Raw genomic sequence first — 17983 nt, forward strand, 5'->3', positions numbered from 1 at the left:
CCGCCCGCACCACTCGGTGCGGGCGGGCCTCGCGCCGTCTGCGCCGCCTCAGCGGCTCTCCACCCGACGCGCGGCCGGGTTATCCACAGGCGTAAACCAGCCGGAGGCGCCGCCCGGTGCGGGCGAATATACTTAAGAACCGTGGTACACCATTCAAAACCCGCCCGTTTGGGCATCGGAATCATTTCAGCCGGGAAGGTTGGCGCCGTCCTCGGCGCGGCCCTGCGCGCCTGCGAGCACACGATTGTGGGCGTTCACGCGGTGTCCGAGGCCTCCCGGGAGCGCGCCGCGATGCTGCTCCCCGATGTGCCGCTGCTTCCGGTGGAACAGATTGCCGAACGGAGCGAACTGCTGATTCTGGCCGTCCCCGACGACGAGCTGCCGGGCCTCATCACCTACCTGGCCTCCTCCGGGAGCATCACCGCCGGTCAGCTTTTGGTGCACACCTCCGGCCGTCACGGCACGGAGGTTTTCGCCCCCGCAACGGCCCTGGGCGCCATTGGCCTGGCCATTCACCCGGCCATGACCTTCACGGGCCTGTCCATGGACCTGCAGCGGTTGAACGGCACGAGCTTCGCGGTGACCGGCCCCGCCCCCTTCCTGCCCATCGCGCAGGCCCTGGTGGTTGAGATGGGTGGCGAGCCCGTCCACGTGGCCGAAGCCGACCGAGCCCTGTACCACGCAGCCCTGGCCCACGCCTCGAACCACCTCGTGACGATTCTGGGCCAGGCTCAGCAGATGCTCGCATCCATCGGCATTGAGGACCCGGCCCACTACATGGGTCCGCTGGTCCGCGCGGCCGTGGATAACGCGCTCGCAAGCGGCGAAGGGGCCCTAACCGGTCCCGTTGCGCGCGGCGATGCGGGTACCGTGGCCGCCCACATGAGGGCGCTCGGCGAGTATGCACAGGGAGAAAAAACAGGTGATATTACAGACTCTTACGCCGCTCTGGCGCATGCGACCGCAAAAAGGGCGCATAATAGAGGTTTGTTAAACGATGAACAACTGGAACGGATCGAAAGCCTGGTGGAACCTTCCGCGAACGTGGAGTACACCGGCGACACCGACGATTCTGCCCCCGAAAACAAGGAGTTCTCGTCATGACTGAGACTTCGATGCCCCGCGTCGTGACCACTATTGCGGAGTTCCGCACCGCTATCGCGCAGGCTTTGGCCACCGCGCAGGACGCCCTGGACCGTGCTGCCCGCCTCGAGGCGGAGCAGAACGGCACTGACGTTCAGTACCGTACCGCCACCCTGGGTTACGTGCCCACTATGGGTGCCCTCCACGATGGCCACGCCACCCTGTTGCGCCGCGCTTCCGAGCAGAACGATGTTGTTGTCGCCTCTGTGTTTGTGAACCCGCTGCAGTTCGGCCCCGGCGAGGACTACGAGGCGTACCCGCGTACCCTCGAGGCCGACGCTGAGCTGGCTGGTGCCGCCGGCGTGAGCATCATCTTCGCCCCCTCGGTGGAGGAGATGTACCCCGACGGCGACCCGCTGATCCGCATCTCGAGCGGCGAGCTGGGCACCAGGTTCGAGGGCGCAACTCGCCCCGGACACTTCGACGGCGTGCTGACCGTGGTGAATAAGTTCTTCAACATCATTCGCCCCGCCGCCGGCTCACACCCGGTGAACGCGTACTTCGGCCAGAAGGACGCCCAGCAGTACATCCTGATTCAGCGCATGGTTCACGACTTCAACCACGACGTGACCCTGCGCCCCGTGGCCATTGTGCGCGACGATAACGGCCTGGCCCTCTCCTCGCGCAACGGCTACCTGTCGGATGAGGAGCGCGAATCGGCTCTGGTGCTCTCCCGCACCCTGGCCATGCTGCGCGAGAACTCGCTGAACCGCGGCTTCCACGAGATTGACCTGGAGGGCGCGCGCGAGCGCATCAACTCCACCCCGGGCGTGCGCCTCGATTACCTGGAACTGGTCGACCCGATGACTTTCGGCGAGCCGACCGAGGATTCGGAGCGCGTGCTGGCCCTGGTCGCCGCGTATGTGGGCCCGACCCGCCTGATTGACAACATGGACCTGCGCTAAGCGTTCGCTGAATTTCGTTTAGAGACTTCCCAACACACTACACAGATAGGTATCACCGTGAGCACTGAGCACCACGCCGCACCGGCGATTGCTGATATGTCCGAGCAGATGCAGATTCGCCTGGAGAAGCGCGCGAAGCTGATTGAGTCGGGTCGTGAGGCATACCCGGTGGGCTTGCTGGATTCCGAGGGTAACCGTGTGGAGCCCAACCACATCGAGGATCTGCGCGCCGAGTACGACCCGAAGCTGGAGTCCGGCGAGCTGAAGGCTGGCGACGAGACCGACCGCGTGGTGCACGTGGGCGGCCGCGTGGTGTTCGTTCGTAACACCGGTAAGCTGTGCTTCGCGACCCTGCAGGGCGGTACCGAGGGCAAGCGCATCCAGGCGATGCTGTCGCTGGCTGAGGTGGGCGAGGAGTCCCTGGCCGAGTGGAAGTCCCTGGTTGACCTGGGTGACCACGTGTTCGTGACCGGCCGCGTGATTGTGTCTCGCCGCGGTGAGCTGTCGATCATGGTGACCGACTGGAAGATGGCCTCGAAGGCTATCCGCCCCATGCCGGTTCTGCACAAGGACCTGAACGAGGAAACCCGCGTGCGCCAGCGCTACCTGGACCTGATGGTGCGCGAGGAGGCCCGCGAGCTGGTGAAGAAGCGTGCCCTGATTACCCGCACCGTGCGCCGCGTACTGGACGAGCACGGCTACGTCGAGGTTGAGACCCCGGTCCTGCAGTTGATTCACGGTGGCGCGACGGCTCGTCCGTTCCGCACCCACCTGAACGCTTTCGACCAGCCGATGACCATGCGCATCGCGACCGAGCTGCCGCTCAAGCGCGCCGTGGTGGGCGGTATTGAGCGCGTGTACGAGATTGGTCGCGTGTTCCGCAACGAGGGCGTCGACTCGACTCACAGCCCCGAGTTCACCACCCTGGAGTGCTACGAGGCGTACGCCGACCAGTTCGTAATGGCCGAGCGCATGAAGGAGATTATCCAGAGCTGCGCCAAGGCCGTCGGTACCGAGCGCATCGAGACCGAGCGCGGCACCATTGACCTGTTTGGCGAGTGGAAGTGGGTTGGCGTGTACCCGGGCCTGTCCGAGGCCGTGGGCGTCGAGATTACCCCGGAGACCGACGCATCCGTTCTGCGCGAGATTGCCGAGAAGCACGAGGTTGACATCGACCCGAAGTGGGACGCAGAGAAGCTCGTCATCGAGCTCTTCGGCGAGATTGTCGAGCCGACCCTGGTGAACCCGACCTTCGTGTACGATTACCCGCCGAGCGCCCAGCCGCTGGCCCGCCCGCACCGTTCCGGTGCGCCGCTGATTGAGGCCTGGGACCTGATTATCGGCGGCATGGAGCGCGGTACCGCGTTCTCCGAGCTGATTGACCCGGTGATTCAGCGTGAGCGTCTGACCGCCCAGTCGCTGCTGGCTGCCGCCGGTGACGATGAGGCGATGGAGCTGGATGAGGACTTCCTGCGCGCCCTGGAGCACGGTGCACCCCCGATGGGTGGCATTGGTCTGGGCATCGATCGTCTGATTATGCTGCTGGCCGGCGATCAGGACCCGGAGCGTCCGGGTACCGTGGTGCGTCAGCCCGGTATTCGCGAGACGATTCTGTTCCCGCTCATGAAGCCGGAAGCTTAATTTCTTATCTTGAGGGCCCGGACTCGTTCCGCGCGTGTTTGCGCGGGGCGTTCCGGGTTTGAACGCGGCGGGGGCCGCGGGCGCGTGTGCGCTCGCGGCCCCCGCTCTCGTATACCCTGCCCAAGTGAATCCGGTACTCAGCCCTATATGGGCTCGGGCGGGCTCGGCTCCGTGTTTCTCGTAGTCGTGTTTTCATCTCGGTGTTTTTGCTTCGGCGCTTTCGGATGTGGTGTTTTCGGGCGGCTTTTATCGGTTTGAAATTCTCCGGCTGTAGCTTAGTTTTGGCTAGTCAGCCGTATATGGGGACGGCGAGCGAAAAGTATTCTCGGTGAAGACTTACGGATTCGCAATGAATAGGGGCGTGCGGGTGTGGAATATACCGTTGAGATCGTTTTGCCGTTCCGCGCGGGATGAAGGATTATCCGCGAGATTATTCCTGCTGATTTCCTGACGCGCACCATTCAAATGCACGCGGCGCGTCTCTAGCGTTCGACCGGTGGGCTATTTAATGAGCCGACCCGCACAGCGGAGGCGATAATATGCGTACAGAGAACAGCCTCCGTATTGCCGATAATTTGGGGACGATATTCCCGAAAATATTCCTCATATTATTCTCGGGTGTTATTTACCCGTCTATTTTGCCGGTTTGCGCAATGAACGCCTCCGGTATTTCTGTTACGATATATAGGAAATTAGTACATATGTATATCCGGCACACTTTTTCTCTATCAATTTTCGATAGGGGCTTCAGGGTTTTGCGCCCATAGGATATATGCAACAGATGAGGGAGGTGCCATTTATGGCACAGAAGGTTCGCATCATCCTTGAAGACGATTTGGACGGCGGCCCCGCCGACGAGACCATCCGCTTCGGCCTGGATGGCGCTCACTACGAGATTGATTTGTCCTCCGCAAACGCCGCACGTCTGCGCGACGCTATCCGTCCCTTCGTAGCTAAGTCCCGCCGCGTGCAGGGCTCCGCTCAGCGCACCCGCGCACCCCGCGGTACCGCCGCTCCGGTCAAGCGTAACCCCGAGACCGCAGCGATTCGCGAGTGGGCTAAGGCTAACGGCCACAAGGTTTCCGACCGTGGCCGCATCCACCAGGACATTCAGGATGCATACTACGCAGCAATGAAGGAACAGGCTTAATTTCTAGCCCCTTCGGGTTTTGCTCCGCGCGGAGCAAATGCATTGTGTACGCTCACGGCGGATAGCGATTATCGCTATCCGCCGTGAGCGTTTTTATGCGGCGGTAAATATCGGGGCCGCGGCGCGAGGATTTGAATTATCAATCCTGGAGGGTGGGGGAAAGCGTGCGGTGTCCTACCGAGGCACCAGCATGTTTAATTTACTTGTAAAACATATTGTTGGCAGCAGAGAGTGCAATTTCCTGCACTCGCCAGAATGTACAGACGGAATGTCGATATCATTGCGTCCGTATTTATAAGGGCATAGCCCCAGATTGATTCTCTCCGCGCGAATAACTCGTGAGCGATGAGTGCGCGTGTTATTATTTCCGGGATTATTCACCCGTTCGTGGCATCTATATCTTTATGTATTTTTACGCGCTTTAGGGAATGATGGGGAAGTCGTGAATCATGTAGTGAGATTCTCGCGCGAGCCCAGGAATTATTGTCGTCCCGTCGAGTGATTGGCGTGCATATACTTTGAAAGACAGTGCATATTCTGCAATATCCGGGATTCTCTGCAGATAATCTGGGCCTATCGTATTCCTATACGTGGATTTTTCTGTGTTTGTGTTCGGTAATATGTGCATTCGAGTGTCGCGAGGCGACCCTCAAAAAGGTGCCGGGCGCTTCGAAAGATGAGCGGACGCGCTGCCGAGCCCCGGCAAAGGAATCTGTCCGCCCCGATTGCCTTCCGCCCGCGCCCTTTCCGTTCTCTTGATGGCGAACAGATGCCCGAGCGCAGGGCAGAAACCCGGCACTCAACGTACTCTTGTATCAATAGGAAAATGCAAGGAGTGCGTAAATGTTTGAACGCTTTACCGACCGAGCTCGGCGCGTTGTGGTGCTTGCCCAGGAAGAGGCACGCATGCTCAACCACAACTACATCGGTACCGAACACCTGCTGCTCGGTCTGATTCACGAGGGCGAAGGCATCGGTGCACGCGCCCTGGAATCATTGGGCGTTACCCTGAACGCAGTACGTGAACAGGTTCAGGACATCGTCGGCCCCGGCCCCCAGGCCCCCAACGGACACATCCCCTTCACCCCCCGCGCGAAGAAGGTTCTCGAACTGTCCATGCGCGAGGCTATTCAGCTAAACCACGGCTACATCGGCACCGAACACATCCTGCTGGGCATGGTTCGTGCGAACGAGGGCGTGGCAAACCAGGTGCTCGTTAAGCTGGGCGCTGAGCCCGCCGCCGTGCGCCAGGCTGTCATGGACCTGATTTCCGGCTACCCCGGCAACAACTCCGGCGAGAAGGAAACTGCCGGCGTGGGTGCAGGTAACTCTCGCGAAGGCACTCCCGCGGGTTCCACGATTCTGGATCAGTTCGGCCGCAACCTCACCGCCGCAGCGCGTGAGGGCGAGCTGGACCCGGTGATTGGCCGTCACCACGAGATGGAACGCGTCATGCAGGTTCTCTCTCGCCGCACCAAGAACAACCCCGTGCTGATCGGTGAGCCCGGTGTGGGTAAGACCGCCGTGGTTGAGGGCCTGGCCCAGGCCATCGTGCACGGTGACGTCCCCGAGACCCTCAAGGATAAGCACCTGTACACCCTGGATCTCGGCTCCCTCGTGGCCGGTTCCCGCTACCGCGGTGACTTCGAGGAACGCCTGAAGAAGGTCCTGAAGGAGATTCGCTCCCGCGGCGACATCATCCTGTTCATCGACGAGATCCACACCCTGGTGGGTGCCGGTGCCGCCGAAGGCGCGATTGACGCCGCCTCCATCCTCAAGCCCATGCTGGCTCGAGGCGAGCTGCAGACCATCGGTGCAACCACCCTGGACGAGTACCGCAAGCACATCGAGAAGGACGCCGCCCTGGAGCGCCGCTTCCAGCCGATTCTGGTGGACGAGCCCTCCCAGGAGCTCGCCGTGCAGATTCTGAAGGGTGTGCGCGATAAGTACGAGGCTCACCACCGTGTCACCATCACCGACGAGGCGATTGAGACCGCCGTGAACCTCGCGGCACGCTACATCTCCGACCGCTTCCTGCCGGATAAGGCCGTCGACCTGATTGACGAGGCCGGTGCTCGCCTGCGCATCAAGCGCATGACCGCTCCGCCGGAAATTAAGATTCTGGACGAGAAGGCCGCCAAGCTGCGCCAGCAGAAGGAAGAGGCCATCAACTCGCAGGATTACGAGAAGGCAGCCGGCCTGCGCGACCAGGAGCAGAAGGTCCTGGCCGAGAAGGAAGCCGCAGAGAAGGAATGGCGTGAGGGCGGCGGAGACGCCTACGGCGTCGTGACCCCCGAGGTGATTTCCGAGGTTCTGGCCGCCTCCACCGGCGTGCCCGTCTACAAGATCACCGAGGAAGAGTCCAGCCGCCTGCTGACCATGGAGCAGGAGCTCCACAAGCGCGTCATCGGCCAGGAGCACGCCATTGCGGCCCTGTCCCGTGCGATTCGTCGTACCCGTGCGGGTCTGAAGGATCCGCACCGTCCCGGTGGCTCGTTCATCTTCGCAGGTCCGACCGGTGTGGGTAAGACCGAGCTTGCTAAGGCCCTGGCCGAGTTCCTCTTCGGTGACGAGGACGCCCTCATCACCCTGGATATGTCCGAGTACCAGGAGAAGCACACCGTCTCCCGTCTGTTCGGTGCCCCTCCCGGATACGTTGGCTACGAAGAGGGCGGTCAGCTGACCGAGAAGGTGCGCCGCAAGCCCTTCTCCGTGGTCCTGTTCGACGAGGTGGAGAAGGCTCACTCCGACCTGTTCAACTCGCTGCTGCAGATTCTTGAGGACGGCCGCCTGACCGACTCGCAGGGTCGCGTGGTGGACTTCAAGAACACCGTGATCATCATGACCACCAACCTGGGTTCCCGCGATGTGAACCGCCGCATCCCGGTTGGTTTCCAGGCCATGGACGATTCCGCCGCCGATTACGAGCGCATGCAGGCTCGCGTGATGGAAAGCCTCAAGGAGCACTTCCGTCCCGAGTTCCTGAACCGTGTGGATGACATTATCGTCTTCCCGCAGCTCTCGGAATCCGAGATTCTGCAGATTGTGGACCTGTTCGTGGGTCGCCTGGCCAAGCGCCTGGCGGAGCAGGATATGTCCATCGAGCTGACCAACGCGGCGAAGGCCCTCATGGCAGCCAAGGGTTACGACCCGGCTATGGGTGCCCGCCCGCTGCGCCGCGAGATGCAGCGCAACATCGAGGACGCCCTGTCCGAGAAGATTCTCTTCGGCGACATCAAGCCCGGAGAGAAGATTACCGTGGACGTTGAGGGCGAGGGCGACTCCGCGAAGTTCGTCTTCTCGTCTCAGCCAATGAAGGAGCTCTCCCTGGAGTCCGTGAAGGAGCCCGCGAAGGAGGGCGAGTCTTCCGAGGCTCCCGCTTCCGAGGTCCGCGAGGGCCAGGGTAACGACTAGGCTCTAGGCTCTAGCGCACAAAACGCCCGAGGGGTGGTACCGGTTATTCGGTGCCGCCCCTCGGGCGTTTTGCGCATTCTAAGGCCCTCTGGGGCCTTTCTAAAGCGAGACGAGTACCCGCCCGCCCTCCGGTACCTCACGGGCCAGAGAATCAGCCAGAAGGCCCGCGTAGCAGCGCTGCAGCTGTTCGGAGGCGGGGGAGAGCGCGTACAACGCCTTGAGCGGGCGGTACACCTCGGCCGGAACATTCGCGGGGAACACCAGGTCGGGCGAGGCGGCAGCGCCGGTGGCCGAGGCTGCGCCCAGGATGAGGCTCCGCTCCACGGGCTCGTGGGCGGCGCGGAGAACCGCCATGACGGCGCCGCGCACCTGGCGGTCCGTGCCGTGCCAGGCCTGGCCCTTTGGCGTGTACTCAGCCTCGGGTCGGCCGGCCGCAATCCAGGCGCACACATCCTGCACGGGGCACTGCTCGCAGGTCGGGGACTTCGCGGTGCAGACCAGCGCACCGAGCTCCATGGTCGCCGCGTTCCACACGCAGGAGGTGGGGGTATCGGCGGGCATGAGTGCCTCGGCCAGGCGGGTTTCGGCGGCCGTCAGCGAGCGGGAGGGGAGAGCCTTGCCGCTGACGGCGCGGGCGTGCACGCGGCGAATATTCGTGTCGATGACTGTCTCTCGCAGGCCGAACGCGAAAACGCTGATGGCGGCGGCCGTGTAGGAGCCCACGCCCGGCAGGTCGAGGAGCGCATCGTGGTCGGCGGGAACCTTACCATCATGCCGCTCTACAATCGCCACGGCAGCCCCGTGCAGGCGCTGAGCGCGGCGCGGGTAACCCAGGCGACCCCAGGCGCGCACCGCCTCCGAGACGGGCTCGGCGGCCAGGTCTGCGGGGGTGGGCCAGCGGCGCATCCACTCCTCCCAGGCGGGCAGGACGCGCTTGACGGGGGTCTGCTGCAGCATGAATTCGCTGACCATCACGCCCCAGGGCGAGCAGTCGTCGCGGCGCCAGGGCAGGTCGCGTGCGTTCTGCAGGAACCAGCCATTAATGCGTTCGTGCAGAAGGTGCGGCTTGATGCCTTGTGGGAGGTGATTTGCGGGGTCTGCTGCTTCTAGAATCATCAGAAAAGCCTACGTCACGGGCTATATATTCCCAAAACGGCATGGAATGGGTTCATGGTGAATCTAAGGTTGAAACCCGGTATCCTTAGAGTATGTCTGAAAACGGTCCCGTTCTGCCTCCCGAAGTTTACCGCCGCCGTCGCATCGTGGCGGTTGTTGCCCTGCTCGCCGTCATTCTCCTGCTGGTTGCGGGCGTGACGAGCATCGTCGGCATGATTAATAACAAGAAGGACGCCACCGTCGCTTCCACCGCGACGGCTTCCGGTGCGCCCTTCCAGAGCTTCAGCGCGCGCCCCTCCGAAACGGCCTCGGCTAGCGCTTCCGCCTCGGCAAGTCCTTCTGCCTCCCCGAGCGAGACGGCGACCAAGAGTGCCTCCCCTAATGCCACCGAGACCAAGGCTGCTGAAACCAAGAGCCCCGAGGCAAAGCCGAGCGAGGCCAAGACCGCGCAGGCCACCCCCTCCGCCACCCCGAGCGCAAGTGCGGCGGGTGTGGTGGCAGCCTGCACCGCGAACGACCTGAAAGTGACCGTTACCCCCGCGAAGCGCACGTTCGCCGCGGGCGAGCAGGTCTCGTTCCACGTGACCTACACGAACTCCTCGAAGACCCCCTGCGCCGTGGGTGGCGAGGGTGCAAATACCGGCGTGGACCTGAACATCACCTCGGGATCGGCGCAGGTGTACACCCGTAGCCTGTGCACCGCGACCACCCTGCCGAAGGCTGAGGTTGCCGCGGGCGCCGAGGGCGCAACCGACCTGGCCTGGGATCGCAAGATCAACGTTCTGGGCTGCTCCGCCGCTTCGAACGCCCAGAAGGGTTCCTACTGGGCAACCGCAACGGTGAACGGCGTAACCTCGACCAAGGTGAACTTCGTGATTCAGTAGTCGCTTCGCCGAGCCCTCCCATAGTTTTCGCCCGTGAGCGGGCGTAAGAAGCCCCCGCGCCGGATACTCTCCGGCGCGGGGGCTTTTCGTATAAGGCTGTTGCGTGGCGCTACCTGGAGGTGTGCTACTTGGAGGTGCGCGGCTTGGAGAAGCGGCGCTCACCCAGGTAGCCGAGCAAGCCACCAAAGACGGTCCACTGCAGGGCAGCTAGAAGCAGGGTGGGCGGGTCGGTCACCTCAAAGGAGTTGGGGATGACTCGGAACCACAGCAGTGGCAGGTAAATCAGAAAAAGAATGGGGGAAGCCCACACAAAGAACGGGACGGAGCGCTTGGCCATAGTGACCTCCTCGTGACGTGTTATGGCCTGGACGAGGGGAAACCTCTGTCGACACATCATAACCCGGAACCGGTCTCAATTGCTAGGGGTGTACCCGGGTGATTAGAGATAGCGCTCCAGGCTGCTTTCCGCCATGCGGGTCAGCTGCTCGCGCACCGTGCGGGCGCGCGCCTCGCCCACGCCATCCACGGCTCGCAAATCCTCAAGGGAAGCCGCCATGAGGGCCTGAAGGCTCCCAAAGCGCTCCACGAGGCGTTCGGCAATCGCGTTCGGAATGCTCGGAATACCGGCGAGCAGACGGAAGCCGCGCGGCTGCAGGGGAGTCTCCAAATCGGGGTTCTCGCCAAAGCCGACGGTGCGGGCAATCGCGCGCAAATCGACGATGCCCATACCGTCTAGGTTCTGGAGCGCCTGCACGCCGGCGGCGATCAGCTCGTCATTCGCCTCGGGCAGGTAGTCGCGCAGAATCAGGTCGCTGGCGGTCATCTCGGGGGCGCGCAGCTCCTCCAGCTGCAGGGCAATCAGGCGGCCGTGCACGCCGAGCTCCAGCACGTAGTGGCTGACCTCGCGGATAATGCGGTTCACCATCTCCATGCGCTGAAGGGTCATCGCCACATCCGCCAGGGACACGTTGGACTCAATCTCCAGGGCCGAGAGTGAGGAAAGCACAGAGCGCAGGCGCTTCTTATAGCTTTCAAGGGTCTGAATCGCCTGGTTCGCGCGGGCCATGAGGTACTGGCTGTCCTCGACCGTGTAGCGGGTGCCGTCAACGTACACCGAAATGACGGACATTGAGGCGCTCACCGAAATCACCGGGAAACCGGTCTGAATCGCGGTGCGCTCGGCGGTGCGGTGGCGGGTGCCGGACTCGTTCGTGTCGATGGAGGCGTCCGGCATGAGTTGCACTGCGGCGTGCAGCAGGCGGGTGGCGTCGCGGTCGCAGATGATGGCGCCATCCATCTTCGCCAGCTCGCGCAGGCGGGTTGCCGAAAACTCAGTGTCGATGTTGAAACCGCCCGAAGACATGGAGGAAACGGTGCGGTCGGAGCCGAGTACGATGAGCGCGCCCGTACGGCCACGCATAATGCGTTCCAGGCCCTCGCGAAGCTCGGTGCCGGGGGCGATTCGGGCGATAGTTTTCAGCAAAAGGTCACTATAATTCATCTGCACGAAGACCATTGTACCCATAATCGCACCTAAAGGGCGATGTCAGGGGCGAAACGGCGGGCTAAAGTGCCTTAAAAACGAATAGATATTCTTGATTTTAAACGATGTTGAAATGTTGTTCCCCGGGAGGCACTTGCGGCGGCCCCGGATGGTTTTACGGGTGCGGGCCGCCCCGCTGTACGCCCGTCGCGAGAGATGACCTTCGCCCCGGTAAGAAAGCGGGCCCGCCCCTACAATAGAGCCATGAGCGCCCGCACCAAGACCACCAAAACCGCCCCCGCCTACCGCTGCACCGAATGTGGCTGGACCACCGCCAAGTGGGTGGGCCGCTGCGGCGAGTGTCAGACCTGGGGCACCGTCGAAGAAGCCGCCGGGGGAACCCGCGCGCGCACCCGTGCCGCATCCAGCGTGCAGAAGCCCGCCCAGCCCATCGCCGAGGTCGACTCGCGTGTGGCCGCCTACATGAGCACCGGAAACCCCGAATTTGACCGCGTACTCGGCGGCGGACTCGTACCCGGCGCGGTCATCCTCATGGCGGGCGAACCCGGCGTGGGCAAGTCCACCCTACTGCTGGACGTTGCCGCCACCTTCGCGCGCGGCACCGCCGGGATTGCGGGGCAGAAGGGCGCGCAGAACCGTACGAACACCCCAGCGCAAAACACCCCAGTGCAAAACACCTCTGCGCAGAACACCCAGCCGCCGCGCCCGGTCCTGTACATTACCGGCGAGGAATCCGCCGCGCAGGTCAAGCTTCGCGCCGACCGCATCGGTGCCATTGCGGACACCCTCTACCTGACCAGCGAAACCGACCTCGGCACCGCCCTGGCGCATATTGAGCAGGTCAACCCCTCCCTGCTGGTCATTGACTCCGTGCAGACCCTCGCCTCCGCGGAAGTTGAGGGTAGCGCCGGTGGTGTCACCCAGGTGCGCGAGGTCGCCGCCTCCGTGATTGCAGCCGCGAAGGAACGCAATATGTGCACCCTGCTCGTGGGGCACGTGACCAAGGAGGGCACCATCGCGGGCCCGCGCCTGCTCGAGCACCTGGTGGACGTGGTCTGCCAGTTCGAGGGCGACAAGCACTCGAATATCCGCATGCTGCGCGCGATTAAGAACCGCTTCGGCCCCACCGACGAGGTGGGCTGCTTTGACATGCACGAGGATGGCATCGCGCCCGTGCTGGACCCCTCCGGCATGTTCGTCTCCAGCACCCCGCACCCGGTGGCGGGCACCTGCGTGACCGTTACGATGGAGGGCCGCCGCCCCCTGCTCGCGGAGGTTCAGGCGCTACTGGATCAGGCGGTAGCACCGGCACCTCGACGCACCGTTTCGGGCCTGGACTCGGCGCGCATCCAGATGCTCCTGGCGGTACTGCAGCGCCGCGCCGGGCTGAACGTGGGCAAGCTTGACTGCTACGTATCCACGGTGGGCGGTGCAAAAATTGCCGAGCCCGCCGCCGATCTGGCCTGCGTCATGGCGTTGGCATCGGCGGCGCAGAATAAGCCGCTTCCGCGCAAGCTCGCGGTCTTTGGCGAGGTGGGCCTGGCGGGTGAGGTGCGCGCCGTGCCGGGTATCCGCCAGCGCATCGCGGAGGTAGGCCGCCTGGGCTTCACACACGTGCTGGTGCCCGCCTCCCCGACCGGCGTGGGGGACGTGCCCGAGGGGGTCACCGTGCGCGAGGTGACCACCCTGGGCGAGGCGCTGGCACTACTCTTCCCGCAGAAGTAAAACAGCAAAAGCAAGGAGGGGGCTCCCGGCTGACGTGAATGCCGGCCGGGAGCCCCCTCCTCTATGCTTTGCGGCTGGTCGCCGACCCCGTTAGTCCCGGCGAACCTGCGAGGGACGGTCGGTGCGCGGCTGGGAGGTATTCTCCTCCTCGTTCTCGAACAGCATGATGTTGATCGAACGGGTGTGTAGCTGATCGGGCTGTCGCTGGATATTCTCCGAAGCGTTCTCCGGAACGGAACCCGTCACGGTGGCGGCGCCCATTTCGGCGGCGCGCGCCTCCATCTCTTCGGGGCTCACGTGCAGGTCAACCACCGGCAGGGAGGAGGTGCTCGGGGCGTGCTCCGTCATGGCCTCGCCCAGGGGCATCAGCTTGTCCAGAGCCTCCTTGTGGCTCATGCCGGTGGCCTCCATGAAGTCCACCACGATGAGGCGCAGCATCAGCACCAGCGACTCACCCTCGAAGGAAGCCACACCCATGTAGTGCGGGTCGAGGGTTCCGGCCAGGCGCACCATGCGGTCCTGCGCCTTCTTCATGTAGTGCTCGCGCTCCTCCTTCTTCGGCGCAGACATGCCCAGGCCGATGCTCTGGGAAGCCAGCGACAGCTCGTCCAGAGCCTTGCTCAGCGATACCTGAGCGGCCGAACGCAACTGCACGTGGTGAATCGTGGACGCCATACGGCGGTTGAGCACGCGGTCGTTACGAATCGCCAAATCTACCGCGGCGAGGGTCTTCGCCAGGCGTTCCAGCTCTTCGCGGTTCTTACGGCTCTTCCACGACAGATCGTTCATGCCCTGCGCGGTAATCAGGTCGCCGCGGCACGCATCGTATAGAGGCTGCAGGGCGCGCGCATCGAGCAGGCTCTGGTACGCCTTGTTGTAGTCGTAGTAGCGGATTGCTTCAGAGGAGAGCGTGAAAACCTTCGCGAAGGCATCCATGAGGGCTGTTGCGCGTTCACGCGGGTTCTTGCGCGGGTCGCGCGGCATCAGGTACATGGCGAGGAACGCGAAAGCGCCGCCAACTAGACCGTCAAAACTGCGGGTGAACGCATCGTCAGGTACGGGCAGCAGCAACGTGAAACAGGCCTGGAAGCTGAGCTGAATCGTAAAAATAATGCCCTTATCGATAAATCGGGCAATAATCACGGTCAAGAAAAGCACCACTGCCGCCTGCCAGGTGCCGTGACCGAGCAGGATCAGCAGAAGGTCGCCAATGAGAATACCGAGGGTCACGCCGAAGGAGACCTCAAGAATTCGGCGGGAGTGCTTAGCACCGCTTACATAGCCGAGGGATACGAGGGCAGCGACCGGCGCGAAAATGGGCTCCTTGTGGCCCAGGATGTGTTCAGCGAAAAGCCAAGCGCCCATAGACGCCGCAACAATCTGCACAGACTGAAAGAAATCGACGCGCACGCGGTGCATGCCCTCGTGGATGAACTGTCGAGTACTGCGTCCTGCGTTGCGAAGAATGTCTGCGAATTGTGCCATGGGAACCATCATACCGTCGAGCCGAGCGGGGTGAGGGGAGGCCGGGGTATGCGGTTCTGTGACGTGCGACCTGCACCCCCGGCCAGGTCGGTGCTCTCTACGGCTTTGGGGTGCTGGAGGTACTGCGGGGCGCCGGAGAGGCGCCCAGAGGGGCAGCCGACCTAGCCGCGGATGCGGCGGGCCACCCGGCGCAGAAAGCCGGTGCGGTTCTCGGGCTCCGGCGGCTCGGGGTTACGCTCGTCCCGGGCTTCCCCTCGAGGTTCGTTGTCGCCGGGGCCGGCCGCCTCGCGGGGCTCTTCCCGCTCGGCCAGCAGGCGCTCGAGCTCGGCGCGGTGCACGGCATCCCAGGAGTGCGCCCGGTCGGACATGGCCCACTCGAACCCGGCCGTCAGGCTCGTGGCCGTAAAGAGGTCGCGGGATGCGCGGATGGTCGCACCCAGCGGCTCGGGCAGCGCCGGGACTTGTGTCGCGGTGGGGAAGGGTGCGGGGGCTTCTGTTTTTCCGGGCTTCTCTTCACCGTGCGCAAGAATCTGCGTCAGCAGGTAGGCACGCTCGGCTCGCAGGGCCTCCAGCAGTTCGGTGCGGCGCGCATCCGATGCCACCGCCGCATGTCGTAGAGCTGCGGCAACCATCAGCTCGGGAACAGCACCTGCGAGCATGCCCAACGGAAGGGTGAACTCGCCCAGCCCGTACTGGCTCAGCGCGCCGCCCACCCGCATCTGCGTGAACGCATCGGGAATCAGCGCGAGCACCGGAATACCGGCCGCGGCGGAGAATACCGCCGGGTGGTAGCGGCTGGTCAGGGTGAACGCCGCCGCCCGGTGCACGGTGATGCTCTGGTCGGCGTGCAGAATCGGTAGCAGGGTCGCCGGGGTGGAGGGACTGAGCTGCTCGGCGATGCGCTGGTGCGCCTGAATATCGCCGCTTGCCGAGTCCTGCGGGTCACCGTAGTGGCTCAGAAATACGGGCGCGTAGCCGTGCTCGCGCCACATGCCGTCGAGTAGGCGCGCAATCTGCTGAGCCTGCTGGTCGGTACATTCGTTGACGGTCACGCAGACGTAGTGCTCCGGCAGCTCGTTAAGTGCCTGACTTGCTGAAATACCCTCCGCATAGTGCAGGGTGCGTGCCGGGTAAACCGTCGGGTAGTCGGTAGCGTCATCCACGCTCAGGCGCGCGTCAATATCCCGTTCGCGGCACCAGGCGAGCGAGGAGCTTTCGCGTACCGTCACCGAACGGGCGGTGCGGAGCATACGCTCCAGAACCTGCGCATCCTCGGGGTTGAGGACCGGGCCCAAGGACTGGCCGGTCACGAATAGGGGAACACCGGCGTACTCGGTGGCGAGAGCCACCGAGGCACGCTCGTAGAGGAGCCAGCCGAAGCGGGAGTTGAGGTTGCCGCCGCCCGAGATGACGACCGCGTCCATGGCGGCGATGGAGTCCGCGAAGCCCACCATGCGTTCGACGGTCTGTTCCAGCGGGTGCAACACCTCGGGCAGCGCCTGCACCTGCGGTAGTGCCACCAATTCGGCGATGGAGGGCCGCTCCCGGTCGGCGTGCAGCTCAGTCAGGACGCACTCGAGCGCCGCGAGGGTCAGCTCACGCTCGGCCGGCGCCCAGGGGAAGAGGAAAAACGGCAGGTAGGAGTAGCCATCGCCCTCTGCGCCGCGGGTCGCGTTGAGGTACCGCGCCGAGTGTCGCTCGTCGCGGGTCATGAGGGTGACCTCCGCGCCGCCTTCGGCAAGTGCCTGAGCGCTCGCAATGGTCATCGCCTCGTCGCCCACGTGGTAGGTGTGCTGGCCGATATCGCCGACCACGATCACGCGCGGCGCGCGGGAATGAGTAGAATGAGCGTTCTCCGTCATGGGTTAGCGGCCCTCCCCGTGAGGCGTTGCGGAACGCATGCGCCGCGCGAGGGAGCGGGCCGCGGAACTCAGAGTGCGCAGGGCGCCGCATCCCCGCGACCGGTCGGCAGCGAATCGGGCCTCCAGCTCGCGCTGACGCGCATCCATAGCGGCCTGACGAGCCTCAATGCGCTCTAGCTGCTCCCCGAGGGAACGCAGAAGATCCAGGGATTCGCGGGTCAGGTCGTGCCCGTCAATCACGCGACGTTCCAGATCGGCCATCAGGTGCGCCTGATAGAGGTACGGGCCCGGGCGCCCGCCGGACTGCAGGTCGTCGCGAATCGCGCGGGCGCGCACGCTTGCATCAAAACGGGCGTGCTCGGCCTGGCGCTGCACGCTATTGGCCTCCGCGCCGTCGGCCTCCGGGCGCAGCGACCAGTAGGCGAGGGGTTCGTCCACGAGTAGCACCTCGGTCACGGCGGCGGCACGCAGGTTGAACTCCCAATCGCCGACCACGGGCAGGGACTCGTCGTAGAAACCGACCAGCTCGTGCAGGCGGCGACGGTAGAGGATGCCAATGGGTACCGTGCGGTTGGTGCGGTAGAGGAACTGCAGTCCGAACCCGGGCAGGCCGTCGTGGAAGATGCGCTCCTCGTACACCTCGAACTCGCCCTCGGGGGTTTCGCGTTCATAGCGTTCCACCACGCGGGTCGAGCAGATGAGTGCTTCGCTTGCGCGCAGGGCCCCGACGGTGCGCTCCAGGAACTCGGGGGCCCACAGGTCGTCATCGTCGTGGATGGCCACAAATTTGCTGTCGGTGGCCGCCAATCCGGCGTTCGAGGCCGCCTCCATGTTCCCGCCGCTGGTGGTGATCAGCATGAGTCGCGGCGCATCGCCCTCCAGCAGGTGCGCGAGGGGCGAGGCCTGCAGAATGGCGCGGGTGGCAGACTCGTCCCCGCCGTCGTTGATGACGCAGACCGTGTAGTCGGTGAAGGTCTGCTCGGCGATATTGGCCAGGGCGCGGCGCAGGAAACGGGGGCGGTCCTTCGTGCGGACCAGAACAGCTACGGTGGGGGAGGGCATAGTCACTTATCGATTGGGGGAGGCCGTGTGAAGGCTCGTGAACTCACACCATTATGAAGGGCGTTAGCTCCCGCGCTCAACCCGCGCCGATC

13 protein-coding genes are annotated in these 17983 nt (G+C 63.9%); 7 read left to right on the forward strand and 6 right to left on the reverse strand.

Annotation, left to right across the window (positions count from 1 at the left end):
* Positions 1-141: 141 nt before the first annotated feature.
* The 5 genes from HMPREF2630_RS03445 (at position 142) to HMPREF2630_RS03465 (ending at position 8253) form a co-directional block, all read left to right on the forward strand.
* On the forward strand, positions 142-1104 hold the full coding sequence (locus HMPREF2630_RS03445) for a Rossmann-like and DUF2520 domain-containing protein (protein WP_049333463.1): 963 nt from the start codon (positions 142-144) through the stop codon (positions 1102-1104).
* Positions 1101-2048 (forward strand): pantoate--beta-alanine ligase, encoded by a 948-nt coding sequence (gene panC / locus HMPREF2630_RS03450; RefSeq protein WP_070483405.1) that lies wholly within the window; start codon positions 1101-1103, stop codon positions 2046-2048. Before HMPREF2630_RS03445 ends, panC begins: the two co-directional genes overlap by 4 nt.
* 108 nt (positions 2049-2156) lie before the next feature.
* Positions 2157-3689 (forward strand): lysine--tRNA ligase, encoded by a 1533-nt coding sequence (lysS, locus tag HMPREF2630_RS03455; RefSeq protein WP_239663165.1) that lies wholly within the window; start codon positions 2157-2159, stop codon positions 3687-3689.
* A gap of 799 nt (positions 3690-4488) precedes the next feature.
* A complete protein-coding gene (locus tag HMPREF2630_RS03460) occupies positions 4489-4839 on the forward strand; it encodes a histone-like nucleoid-structuring protein Lsr2 (protein WP_049333459.1) in 351 nt (116 codons plus the stop codon).
* Positions 4840-5682: 843 nt separating this feature from the next.
* Complete coding sequence (locus HMPREF2630_RS03465; RefSeq protein ID WP_049333457.1) at positions 5683-8253, forward strand: ATP-dependent Clp protease ATP-binding subunit; 2571 nt, start codon at positions 5683-5685, stop codon at positions 8251-8253.
* 99 nt (positions 8254-8352) lie between these two features.
* Here HMPREF2630_RS03465 and HMPREF2630_RS03470 read toward each other — a convergent pair whose 3' ends face one another.
* Entirely contained in the window at positions 8353-9369 is a 1017-nt protein-coding gene (locus tag HMPREF2630_RS03470) for an HhH-GPD family protein (protein ID WP_070483407.1), read from the reverse strand.
* A gap of 92 nt (positions 9370-9461) precedes the next feature.
* On the opposite strand from HMPREF2630_RS03470, the gene HMPREF2630_RS03475 reads away from it, so the two are divergent.
* The gene (locus tag HMPREF2630_RS03475; RefSeq protein WP_070483409.1) at positions 9462-10253 is read left to right on the forward strand and encodes a hypothetical protein; all 792 of its coding nucleotides are present in this window, start codon (positions 9462-9464) and stop codon (positions 10251-10253) included.
* A gap of 124 nt (positions 10254-10377) precedes the next feature.
* On the opposite strand, the gene HMPREF2630_RS03480 is transcribed toward HMPREF2630_RS03475, so the two are convergent.
* Together HMPREF2630_RS03480 and disA are read right to left on the reverse strand one after the other, a co-directional pair.
* Complete coding sequence (locus tag HMPREF2630_RS03480) at positions 10378-10590, reverse strand: phosphoglycerol transferase (RefSeq protein ID WP_070681027.1); 213 nt, start codon at positions 10588-10590, stop codon at positions 10378-10380.
* Positions 10591-10692: 102 nt separating this feature from the next.
* The gene (gene disA, locus HMPREF2630_RS03485) at positions 10693-11769 is read right to left on the reverse strand and encodes a DNA integrity scanning diadenylate cyclase DisA (protein ID WP_049344345.1); all 1077 of its coding nucleotides are present in this window, start codon (positions 11767-11769) and stop codon (positions 10693-10695) included.
* Between the two features lie 231 nt (positions 11770-12000).
* Between disA and HMPREF2630_RS03490 the strand changes: the two genes are divergently transcribed.
* Positions 12001-13482, forward strand: a complete 1482-nt coding sequence (locus HMPREF2630_RS03490; RefSeq protein ID WP_070483411.1) for a DNA repair protein RadA — start codon at positions 12001-12003, stop codon at positions 13480-13482.
* Between the two features lie 90 nt (positions 13483-13572).
* Here the strand turns inward: HMPREF2630_RS03490 and HMPREF2630_RS03495 are convergent, their stop codons facing one another.
* The 3 genes from HMPREF2630_RS03495 to HMPREF2630_RS03505 all read right to left on the reverse strand — a co-directional run bounded on the left by HMPREF2630_RS03495 (position 13573) and on the right by HMPREF2630_RS03505 (position 17891).
* Positions 13573-14967, reverse strand: a complete 1395-nt coding sequence (locus HMPREF2630_RS03495) for an FUSC family protein (protein ID WP_246822750.1) — start codon at positions 14965-14967, stop codon at positions 13573-13575.
* Positions 14968-15128: 161 nt separating this feature from the next.
* Positions 15129-16829, reverse strand: a complete 1701-nt coding sequence (locus tag HMPREF2630_RS03500; protein WP_070483415.1) for a polysaccharide pyruvyl transferase family protein — start codon at positions 16827-16829, stop codon at positions 15129-15131.
* A gap of 3 nt (positions 16830-16832) precedes the next feature.
* Positions 16833-17891, reverse strand: a complete 1059-nt coding sequence (locus HMPREF2630_RS03505; RefSeq protein WP_070483417.1) for a glycosyltransferase family 2 protein — start codon at positions 17889-17891, stop codon at positions 16833-16835.
* Between the last annotated feature and the right edge of the window lie 92 nt (positions 17892-17983).

Origin of the sequence: Rothia sp. HMSC072B03, assembly GCF_001809565.1 — a bacterium.
Lineage (GTDB): Bacteria > Actinomycetota > Actinomycetes > Actinomycetales > Micrococcaceae > Rothia > Rothia mucilaginosa_A.

What these genes read in the sequence shown, in the direction of transcription:
- lysS (WP_239663165.1), top strand. Translation starts at nt 2,157, where the DNA reads ATGCAGATTCGCCTGGAGAAGCGCGCGAAGCTGATTGAGTCGGGTCGT.
- panC (WP_070483405.1), top strand. Translation starts at nt 1,101, where the DNA reads ATGACTGAGACTTCGATGCCCCGCGTCGTGACCACTATTGCGGAGTTC.
- HMPREF2630_RS03460 (WP_049333459.1), top strand. Translation starts at nt 4,489, where the DNA reads ATGGCACAGAAGGTTCGCATCATCCTTGAAGACGATTTGGACGGCGGC.
- disA (WP_049344345.1), bottom strand. Translation starts at nt 11,769, where the DNA reads ATGGTCTTCGTGCAGATGAATTATAGTGACCTTTTGCTGAAAACTATC.
- HMPREF2630_RS03465 (WP_049333457.1), top strand. Translation starts at nt 5,683, where the DNA reads ATGTTTGAACGCTTTACCGACCGAGCTCGGCGCGTTGTGGTGCTTGCC.
- HMPREF2630_RS03505 (WP_070483417.1), bottom strand. Translation starts at nt 17,891, where the DNA reads ATGCCCTCCCCCACCGTAGCTGTTCTGGTCCGCACGAAGGACCGCCCC.
- HMPREF2630_RS03490 (WP_070483411.1), top strand. Translation starts at nt 12,001, where the DNA reads ATGAGCGCCCGCACCAAGACCACCAAAACCGCCCCCGCCTACCGCTGC.
- HMPREF2630_RS03475 (WP_070483409.1), top strand. Translation starts at nt 9,462, where the DNA reads ATGTCTGAAAACGGTCCCGTTCTGCCTCCCGAAGTTTACCGCCGCCGT.
- HMPREF2630_RS03470 (WP_070483407.1), bottom strand. Translation starts at nt 9,369, where the DNA reads ATGATTCTAGAAGCAGCAGACCCCGCAAATCACCTCCCACAAGGCATC.
- HMPREF2630_RS03480 (WP_070681027.1), bottom strand. Translation starts at nt 10,590, where the DNA reads ATGGCCAAGCGCTCCGTCCCGTTCTTTGTGTGGGCTTCCCCCATTCTT.
- HMPREF2630_RS03495 (WP_246822750.1), bottom strand. Translation starts at nt 14,967, where the DNA reads ATGGCACAATTCGCAGACATTCTTCGCAACGCAGGACGCAGTACTCGA.
- HMPREF2630_RS03500 (WP_070483415.1), bottom strand. Translation starts at nt 16,829, where the DNA reads ATGACGGAGAACGCTCATTCTACTCATTCCCGCGCGCCGCGCGTGATC.